This is a genomic window from Nonomuraea sp. NPDC050202, from assembly GCF_040656115.1.
Classification (GTDB): Bacteria; Actinomycetota; Actinomycetes; order Streptosporangiales; family Streptosporangiaceae; genus Nonomuraea.
On record NZ_JBFALF010000018.1, the window covers coordinates 208,975 to 227,099 of the forward strand.

General features: G+C 74.0%; 15 protein-coding genes. 8 read left to right on the forward strand and 7 right to left on the reverse strand.

Annotated elements, in window-relative coordinates; translation table 11 throughout:
- From paaE to AB0I79_RS37400, 4 genes are all read left to right on the forward strand, one after another.
- On the forward strand, nt 1–1,083 hold the full coding sequence (gene paaE / locus AB0I79_RS37385) for a 1,2-phenylacetyl-CoA epoxidase subunit PaaE (RefSeq protein WP_357883914.1): 1,083 nt from the start codon (nt 1–3) through the stop codon (nt 1,081–1,083).
- Between the two features lie 135 nt (nt 1,084–1,218).
- Nucleotides 1,219–2,427, forward strand: a complete 1,209-nt coding sequence (locus AB0I79_RS37390) for a thiolase family protein (RefSeq protein ID WP_357883916.1) — start codon at nt 1,219–1,221, stop codon at nt 2,425–2,427.
- On the forward strand, nt 2,424–3,200 hold the full coding sequence (locus AB0I79_RS37395; RefSeq protein WP_357883919.1) for an enoyl-CoA hydratase/isomerase family protein: 777 nt from the start codon (nt 2,424–2,426) through the stop codon (nt 3,198–3,200). The genes AB0I79_RS37390 and AB0I79_RS37395 overlap by 4 nt, the downstream gene beginning before the upstream one ends.
- Nucleotides 3,197–4,045 carry a 3-hydroxyacyl-CoA dehydrogenase family protein gene (locus AB0I79_RS37400; protein WP_357883922.1) on the forward strand — a complete coding sequence of 283 codons (849 nt, stop codon included), beginning with the start codon at nt 3,197–3,199 and terminating at the stop codon, nt 4,043–4,045. Before AB0I79_RS37395 ends, AB0I79_RS37400 begins: the two co-directional genes overlap by 4 nt.
- Before the next feature lie 18 nt (nt 4,046–4,063).
- Here the strand turns inward: AB0I79_RS37400 and AB0I79_RS37405 are convergent, their stop codons facing one another.
- The 5 genes from AB0I79_RS37405 to AB0I79_RS37425 all read right to left on the reverse strand — a co-directional run bounded on the left by AB0I79_RS37405 (nt 4,064) and on the right by AB0I79_RS37425 (nt 11,549).
- Complete coding sequence (locus tag AB0I79_RS37405; RefSeq protein ID WP_357883925.1) at nt 4,064–4,693, reverse strand: TetR/AcrR family transcriptional regulator; 630 nt, start codon at nt 4,691–4,693, stop codon at nt 4,064–4,066.
- Nucleotides 4,694–4,748: 55 nt separating this feature from the next.
- Nucleotides 4,749–5,060 carry a hypothetical protein gene (locus AB0I79_RS37410; RefSeq protein WP_357883928.1) on the reverse strand — a complete coding sequence of 104 codons (312 nt, stop codon included), beginning with the start codon at nt 5,058–5,060 and terminating at the stop codon, nt 4,749–4,751.
- 113 nt (nt 5,061–5,173) lie between these two features.
- Entirely contained in the window at nt 5,174–7,690 is a 2,517-nt protein-coding gene (locus AB0I79_RS37415; RefSeq protein WP_357883931.1) for a hypothetical protein, read from the reverse strand.
- A 347-nt stretch (nt 7,691–8,037) separates the two neighbouring features.
- A complete protein-coding gene (locus tag AB0I79_RS37420) occupies nt 8,038–9,312 on the reverse strand; it encodes a glycosyltransferase family 4 protein (RefSeq protein ID WP_357883934.1) in 1,275 nt (424 codons plus the stop codon).
- The gene (locus AB0I79_RS37425; RefSeq protein WP_357883998.1) at nt 9,309–11,549 is read right to left on the reverse strand and encodes a glycoside hydrolase domain-containing protein; all 2,241 of its coding nucleotides are present in this window, start codon (nt 11,547–11,549) and stop codon (nt 9,309–9,311) included. The genes AB0I79_RS37420 and AB0I79_RS37425 overlap by 4 nt, the downstream gene beginning before the upstream one ends.
- 222 nt (nt 11,550–11,771) lie before the next feature.
- Here AB0I79_RS37425 and AB0I79_RS37430 point away from each other — a divergent pair, with 222 nt between their 5' ends.
- The 3 genes from AB0I79_RS37430 (at nt 11,772) to AB0I79_RS37440 (ending at nt 15,190) form a co-directional block, all read left to right on the forward strand.
- A complete protein-coding gene (locus AB0I79_RS37430; RefSeq protein ID WP_357883937.1) occupies nt 11,772–13,241 on the forward strand; it encodes an AMP-binding protein in 1,470 nt (489 codons plus the stop codon).
- A gap of 82 nt (nt 13,242–13,323) precedes the next feature.
- Nucleotides 13,324–13,926: a helix-turn-helix domain-containing protein gene (locus AB0I79_RS37435; RefSeq protein WP_357883940.1), complete on the forward strand. Its 603-nt coding sequence runs from the start codon at nt 13,324–13,326 to the stop codon at nt 13,924–13,926.
- The gene (locus tag AB0I79_RS37440) at nt 13,919–15,190 is read left to right on the forward strand and encodes a glycosyltransferase (protein ID WP_357883943.1); all 1,272 of its coding nucleotides are present in this window, start codon (nt 13,919–13,921) and stop codon (nt 15,188–15,190) included. The genes AB0I79_RS37435 and AB0I79_RS37440 overlap by 8 nt, the downstream gene beginning before the upstream one ends.
- A 9-nt stretch (nt 15,191–15,199) precedes the next feature.
- Here AB0I79_RS37440 and AB0I79_RS37445 read toward each other — a convergent pair whose 3' ends face one another.
- A complete protein-coding gene (locus AB0I79_RS37445) occupies nt 15,200–15,877 on the reverse strand; it encodes a S1 family peptidase (RefSeq protein WP_357883946.1) in 678 nt (225 codons plus the stop codon).
- Nucleotides 15,878–15,994: 117 nt separating this feature from the next.
- On the opposite strand from AB0I79_RS37445, the gene AB0I79_RS37450 reads away from it, so the two are divergent.
- Nucleotides 15,995–17,269: a GAF domain-containing SpoIIE family protein phosphatase gene (locus AB0I79_RS37450; RefSeq protein WP_357883949.1), complete on the forward strand. Its 1,275-nt coding sequence runs from the start codon at nt 15,995–15,997 to the stop codon at nt 17,267–17,269.
- A gap of 57 nt (nt 17,270–17,326) precedes the next feature.
- Here AB0I79_RS37450 and AB0I79_RS37455 read toward each other — a convergent pair whose 3' ends face one another.
- Nucleotides 17,327–18,097: an ABC transporter permease gene (locus tag AB0I79_RS37455; RefSeq protein WP_357883952.1), complete on the reverse strand. Its 771-nt coding sequence runs from the start codon at nt 18,095–18,097 to the stop codon at nt 17,327–17,329.
- Nucleotides 18,098–18,125: the final 28 nt, after the last annotated feature.

Below are 18,125 nucleotides of genomic sequence, written 5' to 3' on the forward strand. Positions count from 1 at the left end.
ATGACCACGCTCGCGCCCGCCCCGTCCAGGGCCGCCGTCTTCCACCCGCTGACCGTGGCGGCCGTGGACCGGCTGTGCGAGGACGCCGCCGCGATCACCTTCGCCGTCCCCGACGAGCTGCGCGACGCGTACGCCTTCAGGGCCGGCCAGTCGCTCACCCTGCGCCGCGTCATCGACGGCCGCGAGCACCGCCGCTCGTACTCGATCTGCGCCCCGGCCGGCGCCGCGCCGCGCATCGGCGTCAGGGAGATCCCCGGCGGCCTGTTCTCCTCCTGGCTCGTGCACGAGGTGCGGCCCGGCGCCCGGATCGAGGTGCAACCGCCCACCGGCTCCTGGCGCGCCGATCCCGAGCTGGGCGAGCGGCACCTGTGCGTCGCCGCCGGCTCCGGCATCACGCCGATGTTGTCGGTCGCCTCGACGGTGCTCACCCACCCCGGCGCCCAGGTCTCGCTCCTGTACGGCAACCGCACGAGCCGCACCGTCATGTTCGCCGAGGAGCTCGGCGACCTGAAGAACCGCTACGGCCCGCGGCTGCAGGTCGTGCACACGCTCTCGCGGGAGCCGCGCGACGTCGAGCTGCTGTCGGGGCGGCTCGACGGTGGCCGGCTGCGCCGGCTGCTGACCGGTCTCGTCCCGGTGGAGGTGTTCGACCACGTCTGGTTGTGCGGGCCGCTCCAGATGGTCGAGGAGGCTCTCACGGTGCTCGCCGGGCTGGGCGTGCCGCGGGACCGGGTGCACGTCGAGCTCTTCTACGCCGACGTCCCTCCCCCGCCGCCCCGCCGCGCCGGGAACGAGCTCACCGGCGCCACGACAGAGCTGACCACCGTGCTCGACGGCCTGCGGACCACCTCCACGGTCTCCCGCGAGACGACGCTGCTCGACGGCGCCCAGGCCGGTCGCGGTGACCTGCCGTTCGCCTGCAAGGGCGGGGTCTGCGGGACGTGCCGCGCCGTCGTGCGGGAAGGAGAGGTGGACATGCGCCGCAACTACGCACTCGAACCGGCCGAGGTCGCCGCCGGGTTCGTGCTGACCTGCCAGACGTACCCGGTCGGCGAACAGGTGACCGTCGACTACGACGCCTGACCCGTCCGACGCCCTGACCTCTACGACGCCCTGACCTCTACGACGCTCGACCTGTACGACACCTGACCTGGACGACGCCGCCCATCCGCCTGACCCACGACCACCGCACCGTTCATTGATCACAGGGAGCTGCACGTGCCCGAATCCTTCGTCGTCTCCGGCTTGCGGACGCCGATAGGCCGTTACGGCGGCGCGCTCGCCCACGTCCGCCCCGACGACCTGGCCGCCCTCGTCGTGCGGGAGGCCGTGGCCCGCGCCGGGATCGCGCCCGACCTGGTGGACGAGGTGGTGCTGGGCGCGGCCAACCAGGCCGGCGAGGACAACCGCAACGTGGCCCGCATGGCCGCCCTCCTGGCCGGCCTGCCCGACTCGGTGCCCGGCTTCACCGTCAACCGGCTCTGCGCCTCCGGGCTCACCGCGGTCACCACCGCGCGTGCCCTCATCGCCGCCGGGGACGCCGACGTCGTCGTCGCGGGCGGCGTGGAGTCGATGACCCGGGCGCCGTGGGTGACGGAGAAGCCGGCCAAGGCGTTCGCCAAGCCGGGCGCGTCCTTCGACACCTCCATCGGCTGGCGTTTCACCAACCCGCGCTTCGACGCCGCCACGACCGCCTCGATGCCGCAGACCGCCGAGACCGTGGCCGAGCGGTGGGGGCTGACCCGTGACGAGCTGGACGCGTTCGCGCTCCGCTCCCACCAGCGGGCGGTCGCGGCGGCCAAGGAGGGCCGGTTCGCGGACGAGATCGTCGCGGTGCCGGTCGGCACGGGCGCCGCCGGGAGGGGCCCGGCCGGCGAGGACGTGGTCGAGGCCGACGAGGGGCCCCGGGCGGACACGAGCATGGAGCGACTGGCCCGCCTGCGCCCGATCCACGGCCCCGGCGGCGTCATCACCGCCGGCAACTCCAGCTCGCTCAACGACGGCGCCGCGGCCGTCGTCGTGGTGAGCGAGCGCGTCCTGGAGCGACACGGCCTGACGCCGCGGGCGCGGCTCGTGGCCGCCGCGCACGCCGGGGTGCCGCCCGAGATCATGGGGATCGGTCCCGTCCCCGCGACCCGCAAGGTGCTCGAACGCGCCGGCTGGCACGTCGGCGACCTGGACGCCGTCGAGCTCAACGAGGCGTTCGCCGCCCAGTCGCTGGCCTGCGTCCGCGACCTCGGGCTCGACCTCGAACGGGTCAACGCCGACGGCGGCGCCATCGCCCTCGGCCACCCGCTCGGCGCCTCCGGCGCCCGCATCCTCGTCACCCTGCTCGGCCGGCTGGAGCGCACCGGCGGCCGGCGCGGGCTGGCCACCCTGTGCGTGGGCGTCGGACAGGGCAGCGCGCTCCTGGTGGAGCGGCCATGAGCGGCGGGCAGGAGACGAACGGCTGGCCGGGCCTGCGCGTCGAGGAGGGCGAGGACCGGGTCGTGTGGCGGCTCAACCGCCCCGAGGTCCGCAACGCGATCGACCACGAGCTGGTACGCGCCCTGCACGACGCGTGCGCCGCCGTCGAACACGAGCCGAAGATCGTCCTGATCATCGGCGAGGGCACCACCTTCGCCGCCGGCGCGGACATCGCCCAGCTCCGCGAGCGCGGCCGCGACGACGCGCTGCGCGGCATCAACTCCAAGATCTTCGACCGGATCCACAAGCTGCCGATGCCCACCATCGGCCTGCTCGACGGTTACGCCCTCGGCGGCGGCGCCGAGCTCGCCTACGCCTGCGACTTCAGGATCGGCACCCCGCGCACCCGCATCGGCAACCCCGAGACGGGCCTGGGCATCCTCGCCGCCGCCGGCGCCGCCTGGCGGCTCGCCGAGCTGGTCGGGGAGCCGCTGGCCAAGGAGATCCTGCTCGCGGGCCGCGTGCTGACGGCCGAGGAGGCGCAGTCCGTACACCTGCTCAACGAGATCGTGCAGCCGGACGACCTGCTCGCCACCGGCCACCTGCTGGCCGACCGGATCGCGGCGCAGGCGCCGCTGGCGACGCGGCTGATGAAGGCCGTCTTCCACGCCCCGCGCGGCGCTCACCCGTTCGTGGACGACGTGGCGCAGGCGGTGCTGTTCGAGACCGAGGAGAAGCAGGCGCGCATGACGGCGTTCCTGGAGCGACGCAACCGGAAGGAAGGCAATCGATGAACGCTGACCTGCCCAGGGCCGTGGGAGTCGTCGGTGGCGGGCGGATGGGGGCCGGCATCGCGCACGCGTTCCTCGTCGCGGGCGGCCACGTGGTCATCGTGGAGAGCTCCGCCGAGACGGCCGCCGCGGCGCGCGACAGGGTCGGTGACAGCCTGGCCAAGGCCGCCGCGAAGGGCACGCTCGCCGAGCCGGCGCAGGCGGCGGCCTCCCGGCTGCGGACCACCGCCGATCCTGCCGGGCTGGCCGGCTGCGAGCTGGTGATCGAGGCCGTCCCCGAGGACGCGGCGCTGAAGGCCGGGGTGCTGGCCGTCGCCGAGAAGCAGGCTCCCGGCGCGGTGCTCGCCACCAACACCAGCAGCCTGTCCCTGGCCGGGCTCGCCGCCGGGCTGTCGGCGCCCGGACGCTTCCTCGGCCTGCACTTCTTCAACCCCGTCCCGGTGAGCGACCTGGTGGAGATCGTCGCGGGGCCGCGTACGGAGACCGAGCTGCTGACGCGGGCGCAGGGCTGGGTGGCGGCGCTCGGCAAGACGCCGATCACCGTGACGGACTCGCCGGGGTTCGCCAGCAGCCGGCTCGGGGTGTGCCTGGCGCTGGAGGCGATGCGGATGCTGGAGGAGGGGGTCGCCGGCGCGGCCGACATCGACACCGCGATGACGCTCGGCTACCGCCACCCGGTCGGGCCGCTGCGCACCACGGACATCGTCGGCCTGGACGTGCGCCTGGCCATCGCCGAGCATCTGGCCCGCGAGCTCGGCCCCCGCTTCGAACCGCCGCGCATCCTGCGCGACCTCGTCGCCGCCGGTCACCTGGGCCGCAAGACGGGGCAGGGCTTCTACACCTGGTGAGCGCCAGGCCCTGGCGGGTCAGGGCTCGTGGCGGGCGAGGCCGTCGAAGGCGATGGAGGTGATCGCGTCGGCCACCATCGCCTGGTCGTACGCGCCGTCCGGCCGGTACCACTCCACCAGCGAGTTCACCATGCCGAACAGCAGCCGGCTCACCAGCGCGGGCGGCACGTCGTCGCGCAGCGCGCCCTCGGCGACGGCGTCCGCCACGAGCGCGGCCAGCCGGTCGTCGAGCCAGCGCCGCCGCTCCAGCGCGGCCAGCTCGATCTCGCTGTTGCCACGCACCCGCAGCAGGAGCGTGACGGACGGCTGGTGCGCGACCAGCACCTCCACGCTGCGCCGCACCACCTCGCGCAGCCGCTGGTAGGCGCCGGCCCCGGGCTGCTCGCGCGACGCCTCGGTCACGACGGTGGTGAGCTCGTCGAGCGCGTCGTCGAGCGCCTGGCCGAGCAGTTGCTCCTTGCTGGTGACGTGGTGGTAGATGGCCGGCTTGGTCAGCCCGAGCTCCTTGGCCAGGTCGCCCATGCTCGTGGCGTCGTACCCACGCCGGTTGAACAGCTCGACAGCGGCGCGCAGGATCGCCGACTGGTCATGGCCTGGACGGCCCCGCCTGCGGCGGGGGGCCGGTTCGGCATGTTCAGTCGTGGTCATCCTCGCAGCATCTCACGCGCGCCGGACCGCCCCGACCGCGCGGGTGGCGGTCAGCTCAGGCTCCGGTGGCCGTGAGGACGTCGTGGTGCGTGACGGTGGTGTCGTAGGTCAGCAGGACGGCCCGGGCCTCCGGCTCGACGACCGCCGTGCCGGGGTCGTCCCCGGCGAAACCCCTGATCGAGTCGAGGGAGTCCCAGAGGGTGATGACCTGCAGCTCGACGTGGTCATCAGTGACCCGCTGGAGCACGTAGGCCCCTCGATGCCCGTCGGTCCTGCGCAGCTCCGGGAGGACGGCGCCGGTGAAGTGACGCCGGTAGGCGTCGGCGCCGTCCTGGGTGGCGGTCGCGTGCCAGATCCTGGCGATCATCGTGACTCCCTGCGGGCTCGGAGGTGTGCCAACAGGATGGCGATCGACCACGCCGGCGCGCCAGGGGGCGGCCCGCCGGGGGGAGCGGTTCCCCGCGGCGGGCCGCGCCAGGCTCAGGCCTGGTTGTCCACTTCGAGCACGAACCGGGCGAGCTCCAGCCGGTCGATGTTGGGGCCGAAGGCGCCGGCGTTGCCGAGGACGAGGGCGCCGTTCGCGGTGGTGAGGGTGAGCGGGGTGGCCTGGGGCCAGAAGTTGTCCCAGGCGTAGTTGTGCCGGAACACGCCGCGGGTCGTCGCGCCGCCGGTCTCGGTGATGTCGAGGAAGCGGCTGATGACGTCGGTGTTGTAGGCGTGCCCGGTGTTCCTGTCGGCGTTGGCGTAGTGCGTCACCAGGACGTACTGGCCGGGGCCGAACCCGGCCGGCCGGGTGAGGGTGAGCGTGTTGGCCGCGCCGTTGCCGAGGTCGCCCACGTACGCGCCGGCGGAGGCGTTCGAGCCGCCGCCCGCGCCGACCACGCGGGCCGTGCCGGCCAGGCGGGCCTGTTCGGCCTCGACCCGGTGCACCGCCGCGTCCGCCTGCTCGGCCCGTACGGTGACCAGCTCGCGCAGGTGCAGCCCCGCCGGGCCGCCGACCTCGACCTTCGAGATCCCGGCCGGCAGGTGGACCCGAAGGCGCGAGGCGCCGTCACCGGGCCGTGCCGCCCGCACGCCGGGGACCGCGCGCCCGTCGACGCGCACGTCGAGGTCGCCGGCCCTGTCAGAGCGGTACGACAGGGTCAGGTCGTGGTAGCCGTCCTCGCCGGCGGCGACGAAGAACGTGGCGCGGGCGCCGCCGCCGAGGGCGATGGCGGGGCCGGCGCCGGAGCGGGTGAGGCTCGCGCCGCCGGTGAGCCTGGCCTCGTCGGCCGGGTAGGCCGCCCGCTCGGGCCCGGTGACCTCGGTGAGGTCGAACCTGTCGAGGGTGATGTCGCTGCCGGGCAGCAGGGTCGTGCCGTCGGCGCTGGTGCGCAGCGAGAGCCGGTGGGTGCCGGCGGTCAGCTCGAGCTCGACGTCGGTGCGGCCGCGGTAGGTCCAGCCGAGGGTGGCCGAGTACTGCACGAGCTGGTCGAGGGCGCCGTCCACGAACAGCGCGTGCCTGCCGGGCGCCTTGTTCGCGCCGTGGTAGACGCCGAGGCGGTAGCGGCCGTCGCGCGGGACGGTGACGGGGAACGTCACGGCCGAGTCCGGCCGGTTCATGGAGCCGACGTCGCGCTTGCCGGAGGTGGCGTACTTCTGGGGGTCCGCCGTGGTGTCCTGGTCGTAGGCCTGGGCCGAGGTGAGGGTGGCGGACTCGGCCTCGACCGACGCCGTCCACGGCGCGTCGGCGGCGGGGGCCCGGCCGCTCGACGGGACGATGGTCACCCGGTAGGCGGCCATGACGTCGCCGCCGGGCAGGTCGATGCGCAGTTTACCGCCGGGCGTGGTGGTGCGGCGCGCCGCGACGACGGACGGCTTGAGCGCGTCGCCCTCGTACCCCGTCCAGGTCGTCCTCGACACGACGACGTCGACCTGCCCGCCGAAGAGGGCCGGGTCCAGCCCGGTGACGTCGAGGCGGACGGGCTGGGCGCCGCCGCCGACCAGGACGGTGCCGCGCCGCGCGGACGCGTCGATGGCCGCGACGGCCTGCACGGTGTCGGGGACGTTCAGTCGCGGCGGGGTCGCCTTGACGGTCTCCCCGGTCAGGTCGGCGTACCACTTGAGCAGCCACCAGCCGCCGTTGGCCTGGCGGGTGCGCACGGCGTGGTCGTCGAGGTTGCCGGCGTAGGTCCAGTACGCCATGTCGGCGTCGACCTTGGTGTCCTCGAACATGGAGATCCACTGGATCAGCTGGCCGGGGACGGACATGTCGCGCCGGTTGCCGTACTCGTCGATGTTGACGGGCAGCGGGCCGATGCCCAGCTCGCGCTCCAGGGCGCGGTAGTGCTCGTGGTGGCCGCGGTAGCCGGCCAGGCTGTCGCGCGACAGCTCGTGCCAGGCCATGATGTCGGGCAGGCAGTCGCCGCCGCCGCAGGTGGCGTCCCTGGCCCAGGTGAGGAAGTCGCGCAGGCGGCCGGGGTTGTACCGGGCCTCGTTCGGGCCGACGATCCTGGCCTGGGGGTCGATGGACCGGATGCGCTCGACGACCGCCTTCCAGTCGCTGAAGAACTTCTCCTTGAGCGTGTCCCAGTCCTGGTACCAGATGTAGTCGGGCTCGTTGAACGGTACCCAGACGAACCTGTCCTTGTCCGACGGCCGCTCGCGGACGACCTTGCGCACCATCGTGTCGACCTTGGCGAGGTAGTCGTCGATGCCCAGGTTCTCGTACGGCCAGCGGCTGTAGACGTCCTGCATGTAGACGACGATCTCCTCGCCGCCGGCGGCCAGGAAGCCGTCCGCGATCACGAGCGCGTCGCCGTTGGGATGCTGGTCGCCGTCCGGGGCCTTCTGCGCGACGGTACGGGGGCGGGCGCCGGCGAGCAGCGCGTCTCCCGGCACGCCCGGGTCGGACAGGCCGTACAGCATGCCGGTCGCGCCGCCGTGGACGGGGCCCGTGCGCTGGGCGAAGTCCACGGTGACCACGTCGGGGGCGGCTGTGGCACGGGCCGGGGTCATGGTCAGGGAGGCTAGCGCCAGGACGGCCACCGCGGTGATGGCTCGCCCGGTTAAGCGGTGTCGGTGCATGGGTGTCCTCTCGGCGGGTGTGACCGGTCACACGCCTGCCACTGTGACCGGTCACACAGTGGCGCGGAAGCCCTCGTCACCGGATCGTTACGCGAGCCTGCGCGAATGCGGACACAGCCGCTGCTCACGAGAGGCTCGATGTCCGCCCCTGGCGGGCTGCGAGGACTCCGATCAGCCGTCATCGACGCGCCCGGCCTGCGCGGCTGACCCGCCGGTCCGCCCGCTCCCCCGTGAGGAGCCCGCCGAGGACGGCAAGCGGGGACAGCCGCGGCCGGGGGTCAGGCGGCGCCGAGCGCGGTCGGTTCCTGGGGGAACAGCCCGTCGAACACCGCCGCCCGGTCGAAGGCCATCGCCCGGGTGCAGGCCCGCAGCTCCAGGTCGTGACGCTCGGCGGCGGACAGCTCCATGACCACCCGGTCCACAGCCTGCGCCAGGGCGGCGGCGTCGCCGGGCGGGACGATGACGGCGGTGTCGCCGACCGCCTCCAGCGTGCCGCCCGTCGGGGTGGTGACGATGGGCCCGCCGCCTGCCAGCATCTTCTCTGCCAGGGCGATGCCGAACGTCTCGACGAAGTCGGGCTCGGGCTTGGTGGGCAGCACGTACGCCGCGCAGCCCCGCATGAGCGGCGCCTTCTCGCGGTCGTCGACGTCGGTGAGGAAGGTCACCCGATCGTCCTGGCCGGCCATGGCCCGCGCCTGCTCCAGCATGGGCCCGGTGCCGGCGACGACCAGCCTCACCCGCGACCGGCAGCGCATCCGGCGGTAGGCGGCGAGCAGGTCGTCGATCCCCTTGGCCCTGGTCACCCGCGACAGGAACAGGATGTACCCGTCACGCTCCAGGCCGCGCCGGGCGAGCGCGGCCCGCGTCGACTCCGGGTCCAGGTCGAGGAAGGCGGAGGAGTCGATCGGCGGGTAGCTGACGCTGACGCGGCGCCGGCACTGCTCGGCGAAGGCGGTGCCGCAGCGGTCGTCCACCTGCTCGGCCGAGGCGACGATCTCCTGCCTGGTGTACTCGGAGACGGCGACGACCTCGTCGTTGGCCAGGAACGTGGTGAACAGCACGGTCGCCGCGCCGAACCGGCCCTCGCGCAGGCAGGATTTGATCACGTTGGTCACGTCGGAGCCGACCGCCTTGGCGACGGTGCGCACGCCGGGCGCGAACCCGGCCGCGCGGGCGGCGGCGACCGCGTCCACGACGACCGGCGTGTGCGGGGCCAGGTACATGGACAGGCAGGTGGTGGAGTACGGCTCGGCCAGCAGCTCGACGAGCCGGCCGGTGAGCCCGGCCTGGTAGCGCCCGTCGGGCACCCGGTAGTCGCCGACCGGCTCCGGCCGCTCCACGGTGATGCCCTCGCTGTACGGCAGCAGCCGGTCCAGCGGCTTGAGCGGCAGCCCCGCCGCCCGCAGCGCCGGGATGGGCCAGGTCAGCAGCCGTACGTCGGCGAACCCGCGGGTCAGCGCGACCTCGGCGAGGTTGCGCGCCTCGCCGGAATGGCCGCAGATGACCGGGTCGGCCCTGACCACGATGACGAGACGGCGGGGGAGGTGAGTCATCGCGTTTCCTCCGGTGTCGGGAGCGGATCGGACAGGGACGGCGGGCGGAGGCCGCGCCCCCACGCGGACGGCTCCGGGCCCAGCCGCAGGCGCAGCAGCCCGCCCTGGTGCACGGTGGTGGCGCTGAGGTGCGCCGCGTGCAGGGGTTTGCCGTTGAGCGTGGCCTCCTGGACGTACTGCGCCGGCGGGTCACGGTCGAGGCCCTCGGCGCCGATGGGGGTCTCGCGGTGCCCGCTGGTCTCGATGACGAACTCGTTGCCGCCCGCCCTGAGCACGGCGCGGGCGAAGGCGGGCGTGTCGAGGAGGAACAGGTTCTGTCCCGCGACGGGGAACAGCCCCAGCGACGCCCAGACGTACCAGGAGCTGAGGCCGCCGGAGTCGTCGTTGCCGGGCAGGCCGCCGGGGCCGGTGCCGAACTGCCAGGTCAGCGCGGCGTGCACCACCTCGGCCGTGCGGTCGGGCCGGCCGGCGTAGTGGTAGGCCCACGGCGCCTCCATGTCGGGCTCGTTGTTGAGTCCCTCGAAGCGGTTGAGCGCGTAGCCGGCGGCCATCTCCGCCGGCCGCGGGCGGCGGCCGGGCCGGTCCACCGGTTCGGCGCCGTAGCCGAAGAACCGGTCGAGCCTGCCGACGAAGGCGCTGTCGCCACCGGCCAGGGCGATGCGCGCGGCCATGTCGTGCAGCAGCCGGAAGGAGTAGTTCCACTTGCCGCCCTCGTAGAACTCCGAGTCGCGCAGCAGCCCGGTGCCGGGGTCGAAGGCGTTGCGCCACTGCCGGCCGCGTTCCTCCAGGTCGTCGGCCAGCCCGCCGTCGTTGAGCGCGCGGGCGACCTGGGCGGTGCAGTGGTGGGCGTAGGCGAGGTCGAGGGTGTGGGTGATCGGGTGCACCACGCCGCGCTCGTAGAAGTCCTCGCCGTACCCGCGGCGCAGGTCGCCGACCATGTGCACGAGCGCCCAGCTCCAGTCGAGGTCCGCCGTGCCGAGCGCGTGGGCGTCGGCGAGCGCGGTGTGCGCGAGCGCGCTGGCCTGGCGGAAGAACCGGTCGGCGCCGCGCGACATGCGGTAGCCGATGGGGAAGTTGCCCTCCTCCTCGCAGACCCTGATCAGCGACTCCAGCAGGTCCGCGGCCCGGTCGGGGGCGATGGCGGCCAGCAGCGGGAGCTGGGTCTTGTAGATGTCCCACATGGTGCACACGTCGAACGCGAACGGGCCCGGGGTCGGCCAGAACGGGCTCTCGTCGTCGGCGAAGCACGGCTTGATCAGCGCGTGGTAGAGGGACGTGGCCAGCACCGTACGGCGGGCGGGCGTGCCGCCCTCGACCTGGACGCGGCCGAGGTGGTCGGCCCAGCGGGAGCGGGTGCGGGCGAGCACCTCGTCGAAGGCCTGCCCGCTGTGCCCGCACTCGCGCTCCAGGTTCCGGCGGGCCTGGTCGCAGCCGCGCAGCGAGAACCCCATCCGCACCTCGACGGCCTGTCCGGGCGCCGCGGGGCCCATGAAGAGCATGCCGAAGGGCCGCAGCGTGGTGTGCCGGATGCTGTCGAAGTCGAGCCGGGTGCCGCCGTCGATGAGGCGGCGGTCGTACCAGAGCATCTGCCGCCAGCCGGGGCTGTCGACCTCGACGTAGACCGACAGCGGGACGCCCTCCATCACCACCGTGCCCTGGACGCGGCCGTGCCCCATGCTCTCGACCTGGGCGCGCACCGGCACGGTCCGGCCGAGCTCGATGGCCAGGCCGCCGCAGGACAGGTCGATCACCACGCGGGCGCTGCTGTGCTCGGGGAAGGTGTAGCGGTGCACGGCGACCTTGGTGCCGACCGTGAGCTCGCAACGGATCCCGGTGTCGAGGGTGGCGGCGTAGTAGCCGGCCCTGGCGACCTCGTCGTACAGCGGCCAGGACTCGCCGAGCACGTCGAGCGGCTGCACCATCGGGGTGACGCGGACGTAGTTGTAGTACTTGCGGATGGCGCCGGTGCCGGACTGCTGGAAGTGGGTGAAGCCGGAGGCCTGCAGCCGCTCGAACATCTCCTCGGGCACGCCCTCGGTGTTCTTGGCGTACCGGCCGTACCCCGTGGGGTACGCGCCGGAGTAGGCGCAGGCGGACACCATGCCGAGCGGCGACGTGGCGCCCGGGTGGGTGTTGCCCACCTGCGGTTTCGGCCACCACCAAGTGGCGGCCAGACCGCGCGCGCGTGGCAGGTCCGTCGCCGCCGTACCGATGAAGGGATCAACGTTGTCGAGGATGGCGGGACTCTACCCAGCGCGCCACCCTCGTAGGTTTCGGCGAGGTGAACTCCTTGCACGGCGAGCCCGTCCCTTGACCGTTTCCATGGGTTGACCGGGGCAAGGGGGTGTGCTGTCATGTGCCTGTCGATGTGGATCTCTGCCGCGGTCGGGGGGACCTTTCGCGAATCACCAGGTCGATCGACGTGGCGGCACGCATTCTCGCCTTGGGGGCTTTGACGGATGCCCAGGAAGATCGCGCTGTGGGATGACTACGACGAGGTGGCCTTCCAGGTTGTGATCAACGCCCGCGGGCGGCAGTCCACCTGGCCGGTGACCGCGCCGCTGCCGCCCGGCTGGACCGCGAAGGGCTTCACGGGGTCGCGGCGCGCGTGCCTGGAGGAGATCGGCGCCAGGTGGCAGGACCCGCCGCTCGACGACGGGTGGCAGGGCGGCTCGGGCGGAGGCAGGGCGACGGGCGCCAGCGCGCTGCGCGGGCCCCTGCGCGCGGTGCCCGACACGTCCGTCACCGCGCTGATCAGGGCGCAGGACCTGCCGCGCGACCGGCTGGCGGCGCGGTGCGGCACCGTGCGGGTGACGCGGGGGGAGCTGCTGGACGCCGCCGCCGCGTGGGCGCGCGTCCTGGTGGAGGCCGGGTGCGGGCCGGAGGCGCCGGTCGCGGTGCTCCTGCCGCGCGGGGTCGAGGCGCTGGTCGCGATCCTGGCCGTGCTGGAGGCGGGCGGCGCGTACGTCCCGCTCTCGTGCGACGACCCGCCGCGGCTCCTCCAGGCGATCCTGGCCGACTGCGGCGCCGCCGTCACCGTCACCACCGACGAGCTGGCGGAGCGGGTACGCGGGCACGGCGGCACCGTGCTGACGCTGTCGGCCCTGAGGAAGCGGGCCGGCTCCGCCACGGCGACGCCGCACGGGGCGTCGGCCGGGAGCCTCGCCTACGTCCTCTACCCCTCCGGCGCGGCCGGTGAGCCGAGGGGCGTCGAGGGCACGCACCGGCAGCTCGTCAACTACGCCCTCTGGTGCCGTACGGCCTTCGCCCACCACCCGGGCGAGGTCACCTTCCTCAGCACCTCGCTGTTCCTCCCCGGCTCCCTGACCACGATCTTCACCCCGCTGCTGGCCGGCTGGCCCATCGTCATCGCCCCGGACGGCGCGACGGCCGACGCGCTGCTGGAGCTGTCGGGCACGGCAGCGGGCGGGCTGCTCGACCTGACGCCCGCGCACGTGCGCCTGATGGCAGCACGCGGCGTCCCGGGCGGCGGCCTGGCCCGGCAGCTCATGGTGGGCAGCGAGCCGCTGGCCTTCGGCCCCGAGCTGCGCGAGTGGATGCGGGCCGACCCCGAGCGCGTGGTGGTCAACCACTACGGGCCGGCCGGGACGCACGGCTGCTTCTGCCACTGGCTGACGGGCGGCGAGGAGCTGGGCAGCAACGTTCCGGTCGGCAGGCCGATCGACAACGTCGAGGCCTACATCGTGGACCGTGACTGCGCGCTCGTCGGCGTGGGCGAGGTGGGCGAGCTGCTCGTCGGCGGGCCGTCGATCGGGCGCGGCTACCGCGGCAGGCCGAGGCTGACGGCCGAGCGCTGGATCCCGCACCCGTGGGGCGACGGGGCCGTGCTGCTGCGGACCGGCGACCTGGCGCGCCTGGAGCCCGACGGTGTCGTGACCGTGCTGGGCCGCGCCGGCCGGCAGGGGTAGCTGCGCGCACTTGTCGGCGCCATGGGCCAGGGGGCCTCCATTTACTTTGACCAAGGAATCAATTGAATGTAGACATGACTCCATGGAAAATGAGGCAAGGCGCCCGTACCGCATGGGGGCGCGCGCCGCGGCCGTGGAGGTGACCCGCGCCCGCGTGCTGGAGGCGGCGGCGGGGCTGTGGACGCGCCGGTGGTACGACGACGTCACGCTGCAGGACATCGCCGACGAGGCCGGCGTGTCGGTGCAGACGATCGTCAACCACTTCGGCGGCAAGGAGGGGGTCGCCGACGCCGCCGCCGAAGTGGCGGCGGCTCAGGCGGAACTCGCCCGCCAGGCGCCGGCCGGTGACGTCGAGGCCATCGTGGGCGTGCTCTTCGAGGAGTACGAGCGTCAGGGCGACGCCAACGTGTTGTGGACCGCGCAGATCGACCGGGTCCCGGCGATCGCCCGCGCCGCCGCCCACGCCCGCGGCCAGCACCGGGCGTGGCTGGAGCGGGTCTTCGCCGACCGCCTGCCGGCTTCCGGGCCCGCCCGCGAGCATGCGCTGAACCTGCACTACGCCGCCACGGACGTGTACCTGTGGAAGCTGTGGCGGCGCGACCTGGGCCTGTCCCGCGAGGACGCCGAGCGTGCCATGCATGACCTGGTGACCTCGATCGACCCGCGAAGGGGGCACGATGCCTAGGACGTTCCTGTTCGCCACCTGGAACGGCGGCGGAGCCGTGCCGCCCGTCCTGTCGGTCGCCCGCGCCCTGCGCGAGCGCGGCCACAGCGTCCGGGTGCTGGCCGACAGCTCGCTGCACGCGGAGGTCGCCGCCCTGGGCCTGGAACCGGTCGCCTGGACCACCGCGCCCCAGGGCGACCCCGCCGATCCGGCCAAGGACGTCATCAGGGATTTCGAGGCCCGCACGCCGATCGGCGCGTTCGCGCGGCTGCGGGACCGCATCGTCTGCGGTCCCGCGGCCGACTACGCCAGGGACACGGCGGCCGAGCTGCGCGCCCGCCCCGCCGACGTGCTGGTCGCCGAGTTCATGCTGCTCGGCGCGCTCATCGCCGGTGAGGGGGCCGGCATCCCCGTGGCCTCGTTGGCCACCACCATCTACACCTTCCCCACTCCCGGGGCGCCGCCGCCCGGTCTGGGCCTCAGCCCCGCGTCGGGAGCGCTGGGGCGCCTGCGCGACCGGTTACTGACCCGGATGATGCTGAAGCCCTGGGACAAAGGGCTCCCGCCGCTGAACGCCGCCCGCGCCGCGCACGGCCTGCCGCCGGTGGGCTCGGTGGTCGACGCGTTCGCCCAGGTCGACCGGCTGCTCGTGCTGTCCCCGCGCGCGCTGGACCACCCGAGCCGCAGATTCCCCGGCTACGTGCGGCACGTCGGGCCGCGGCTGGACGACCCGGCCTGGGCCGAGGAGCTGAAACTGCCGGAAGGCGACGCGCCACTGGTGCTGGCCGGCATGAGCTCGTCGTTCATGAAGCAGCACCGGCAACTCGAGCGCATCGCCGAGGCCCTCGGCACCCTGCCGGTGCGCGGGCTGCTGACCACCGGCCCGGCCGTGGACCCCGCGACGGTCCGCGCGCCGGGCAACGTCCTGGTCACCGCCGCCGCCCCGCACACCGCGGCGCTGCGCCACGCCGCCGTGACGATCACGCACGCCGGACACGGGACGGCCGTCAAATCCCTGGCCGCCGCCGTGCCCCTGGTCTGCATGCCCCAGGGCCGGGACCAGCCCGAGGTGGCCCGGCACGTCGAGCTCGCCGGCGCCGGGATCACGGTGGGCAAGAACGCCTCGGCCCGCACGATCGCCCGTGCGGTCGAACGGATCCTCCAGGAGCCCTCCTACCAGCGTGAAGCGCAGCGGATGGCCGCCGAGATCGCCGCCGAGAGGGCCACCGACCGGGCCGTGGCCGAGCTGGAAGCCCTCGCGGACCGGACCACCGGCGGGCGGTAGCCCCGCGGCTCAGCCCGTGACCAGCGTGAGCCCGTAGGCGGACAGCGCCTCCCCCACCGGCTGGAAGTAGGTGGACCCGCCGGTGGCGCAGTTGCCCGTGCCGCCGGACGTGATGCCCTGCGCCTGGTCGCCGGAGAGGAACGGCGCGCCCCACGTGCCGGGCTCCGCGCACACGCTGGTGCGGACCAGGCCGGTGACGGTGCCGTCGGGATAGGTGACGGTGACGTTGCGCTGCTGGACAGTGCCGCAGTGCCAGCCGGTGACCGGGCTCGCCAGGCAGACGGGCGAGCCGACGGCGGCGGGCGCCGAGCCGCGCACGGGGCGTTCGCCGCCTTGGGCGGCCACGGTGCCGCGCGGTGTCCAGCCGGGGTGGAGCGACACCCAGGCGTAGTCGTCGCCCGGGTAGGAGGAGGCCTCGAAGACGCCGATCGGCGTGCCGCCGTAACCGGTCAGGGCGATGTCCCCACGCTCACCGCAGCGCCCGGCGGTGAGGAACCCGCCGGTGGTGCCGCGCCGCACGGTGAACGCGACGGTGCAGCGTCCCTTGCCCTGCACCACGAAGGTGTCGCCGCCGCGGATGTCGCCGTACGCGGGGGGCGAGGGGTCGGCCCGCACGGCGCCGGGCGGCGTACCGAGGACGAGGGCGGCGGTCAGGGCGAGCGCGGCGGCAGGACGGACGAACCTCATGAGAACCTCCCGCGACCACCGTAACCGCCCAGGGGCCGTCGCCGCCCCTACTACTTGAGCCGGGGGCACGGCGATATGACCGTACGGGTGACGACCTCGGAACGTTACGTTAGGTACATGACCGCTCACGATTGCGGCTCGGCGGCGGCGCGTGCGGCGATGTTCGGCGCGCTGATCTCCGCGAGCCACACGTCCACGCTGGAGCAGATCCCGGACCTGGTGGCCGAGCAGGCCGCCCGGGTGGGGCTGTCCGGCGTGGTGATCTATCTGGCGGATCTGCAGCAGGAGGTGCTGTCGCCGCTGATCTCCAGGCCGGCACCGGCCGGGGCGCGCGAGAGCGGGGAGATCTGTATCGAGGGGACGGTGGCCGGCCGCGCGTTCCAGCACGGCCGGATCCTGCCGGTCTCGGTACGCGACCCGCGCCAGTGGTGGGTGCCGCTGGTGGACGGCACCGACCGGCTCGGCGTCCTGCGGATCGGCGCCCCGGAAGCCGACGCCGAGACCCTGCGGGACATGGAACGCCTGGCCGGGCTGGTGGCCCTGCTCGTGGTCTCCAAGCGGCCCCTCAGCGACACCTACGCCAGGCTGGTGCGGCGCAGGCGGATGAGCGTGTCGGCGGAGATGGAGTGGCGGCTCATGCCGCAGCGCACGTTCGCCACCGACCGGTTCGTGATCAGCGCGGTGATGGAGCCCGCGTACGACGTCAGCGGCGACGTGTACGACTACGCCCTCGAGGGCAGTATCGCCCATCTGGCCATCTTCGACGCGATGGGGCACGACACGGCCGCCGGACTGACCGCCAACCTCGCCCTGACGACCCTGCGCAACAGCCGTCACGAGGGCGAGGGGCTGGTCCGGGCGGCGAAGAGGATCGACGAGGCGCTCATGGGGCAGTTCGGCGGCGAACGGTTCGCCACCGGCATCCTGGCCACGCTGGACATCCCCAGCGGCGAGCTGGCCTGGGTCAGCTGCGGCCACCACCCGCCCGTGATCGTCCGCAGGCGCGCCACCATCGAGCTCGGCTGCGACCCCGCGCCGCCGGCGGGCACGGGCCTGCACCTGCCGGTGGCGGCGTGTCACACCCAGCTCCAGCCCGGGGACCGGCTCCTGCTCTACACCGACGGCATCACCGAGGCGCGCAACCGCCACGGCGAGGAGTTCGGCATGGAGCGGTTCGCCGACTTCCTCATCCGGCACCAGGCGGACGAACTGCCGGTGCCCGAGACGTTGCGGCGGCTGATCCACCATCACCTCGACTACCACGAGCGCCGGCTCCACGACGACGCCACCGTCCTGCTCGTCGAATGGCCCGGCACCCCCTACACCAGGAAGGAGGCCGAAGCCCTGACCGGCGTGCCCGAGGGATCCGGCACCCCGCTCCCCGGTTCCTGAACCGGCAGCGTCACTGCTGCCGCCCGGCCGGCGGGGTAAGCGCGAGGGCGGACGGCGTCACTGCTGCTGCCCGGCCGGCGGGGTGAAGCGGCCGCGGGCGACGAGCTCGACCGTGACCACGGTCGCGACGGCCTCGGCGGCCAGCAGCGCCACCAGCACCACGAGCTGCACGACGCCCGCCTCGATCGGGCTGGCCCCGCCGAGCAGCACCCCCACGAACGCCCCGGGCAGCGTGACCAGCCCCACGGTCCTCGTCTGGTCCAGGGCCGGCACCAGCGCCCCCGCGGCGGACGGCCGGCAGATCTCCATGGCCGCGTCCCGTGGCATGAAGCCCAGCGCCAGGGCCGCCTCCACCTCTCCCCTGCGCTGCCGCAACTCCTCCACGGCGCGCCGGCCCGCGAGCGCGGTGGCGGTCAGGCAGCCGCCCAGCAGGATCCCCGCGATCGGGATGATCACGATCCCGGACACGGGCGTCACGCCGCTGCCGGCCAGGATCGCCAGCACGGGGGCGGTGCCCGCCGCGATCGGCAGGCCCGCCCACCACCATCCAGGTCCGCCGCCGGTGATGCGACGGCCCGCGGTGAAGGCGGCGACGCCGTACATGAGCAGGATGAAGCCCGTCACCGCCGCGGAGTACGCGACGACCCAGGCGATCACCACGGACACGACGCCGAGCTGCAGCGCGGCCCGCAGGCACGCCGTCACCACGGCCCTGCCGTGCCCCAGCCGCCCCAGCCACGCCACCGTGCCGCCCAGCGCGGTCAGCAGGAGGACGATCACGGGCAGCAGCGGGGTGACGGCGATCATGGACGAGGAGGACGAAGACACGGCAGCAGTCTGGCGGAATGCCCCGGGG

What these genes read in the sequence shown, in the direction of transcription:
- paaE (WP_357883914.1), top strand. Translation starts at nt 1, where the DNA reads ATGACCACGCTCGCGCCCGCCCCGTCCAGGGCCGCCGTCTTCCACCCG.
- AB0I79_RS37395 (WP_357883919.1), top strand. Translation starts at nt 2,424, where the DNA reads ATGAGCGGCGGGCAGGAGACGAACGGCTGGCCGGGCCTGCGCGTCGAG.
- AB0I79_RS37400 (WP_357883922.1), top strand. Translation starts at nt 3,197, where the DNA reads ATGAACGCTGACCTGCCCAGGGCCGTGGGAGTCGTCGGTGGCGGGCGG.
- AB0I79_RS37405 (WP_357883925.1), bottom strand. Translation starts at nt 4,693, where the DNA reads ATGACCACGACTGAACATGCCGAACCGGCCCCCCGCCGCAGGCGGGGC.
- AB0I79_RS37410 (WP_357883928.1), bottom strand. Translation starts at nt 5,060, where the DNA reads ATGATCGCCAGGATCTGGCACGCGACCGCCACCCAGGACGGCGCCGAC.
- AB0I79_RS37415 (WP_357883931.1), bottom strand. Translation starts at nt 7,690, where the DNA reads ATGACCCCGGCCCGTGCCACAGCCGCCCCCGACGTGGTCACCGTGGAC.
- AB0I79_RS37420 (WP_357883934.1), bottom strand. Translation starts at nt 9,312, where the DNA reads ATGACTCACCTCCCCCGCCGTCTCGTCATCGTGGTCAGGGCCGACCCG.
- AB0I79_RS37430 (WP_357883937.1), top strand. Translation starts at nt 11,772, where the DNA reads ATGCCCAGGAAGATCGCGCTGTGGGATGACTACGACGAGGTGGCCTTC.
- AB0I79_RS37435 (WP_357883940.1), top strand. Translation starts at nt 13,324, where the DNA reads ATGGAAAATGAGGCAAGGCGCCCGTACCGCATGGGGGCGCGCGCCGCG.
- AB0I79_RS37440 (WP_357883943.1), top strand. Translation starts at nt 13,919, where the DNA reads ATGCCTAGGACGTTCCTGTTCGCCACCTGGAACGGCGGCGGAGCCGTG.
- AB0I79_RS37445 (WP_357883946.1), bottom strand. Translation starts at nt 15,877, where the DNA reads ATGAGGTTCGTCCGTCCTGCCGCCGCGCTCGCCCTGACCGCCGCCCTC.
- AB0I79_RS37450 (WP_357883949.1), top strand. Translation starts at nt 15,995, where the DNA reads ATGACCGCTCACGATTGCGGCTCGGCGGCGGCGCGTGCGGCGATGTTC.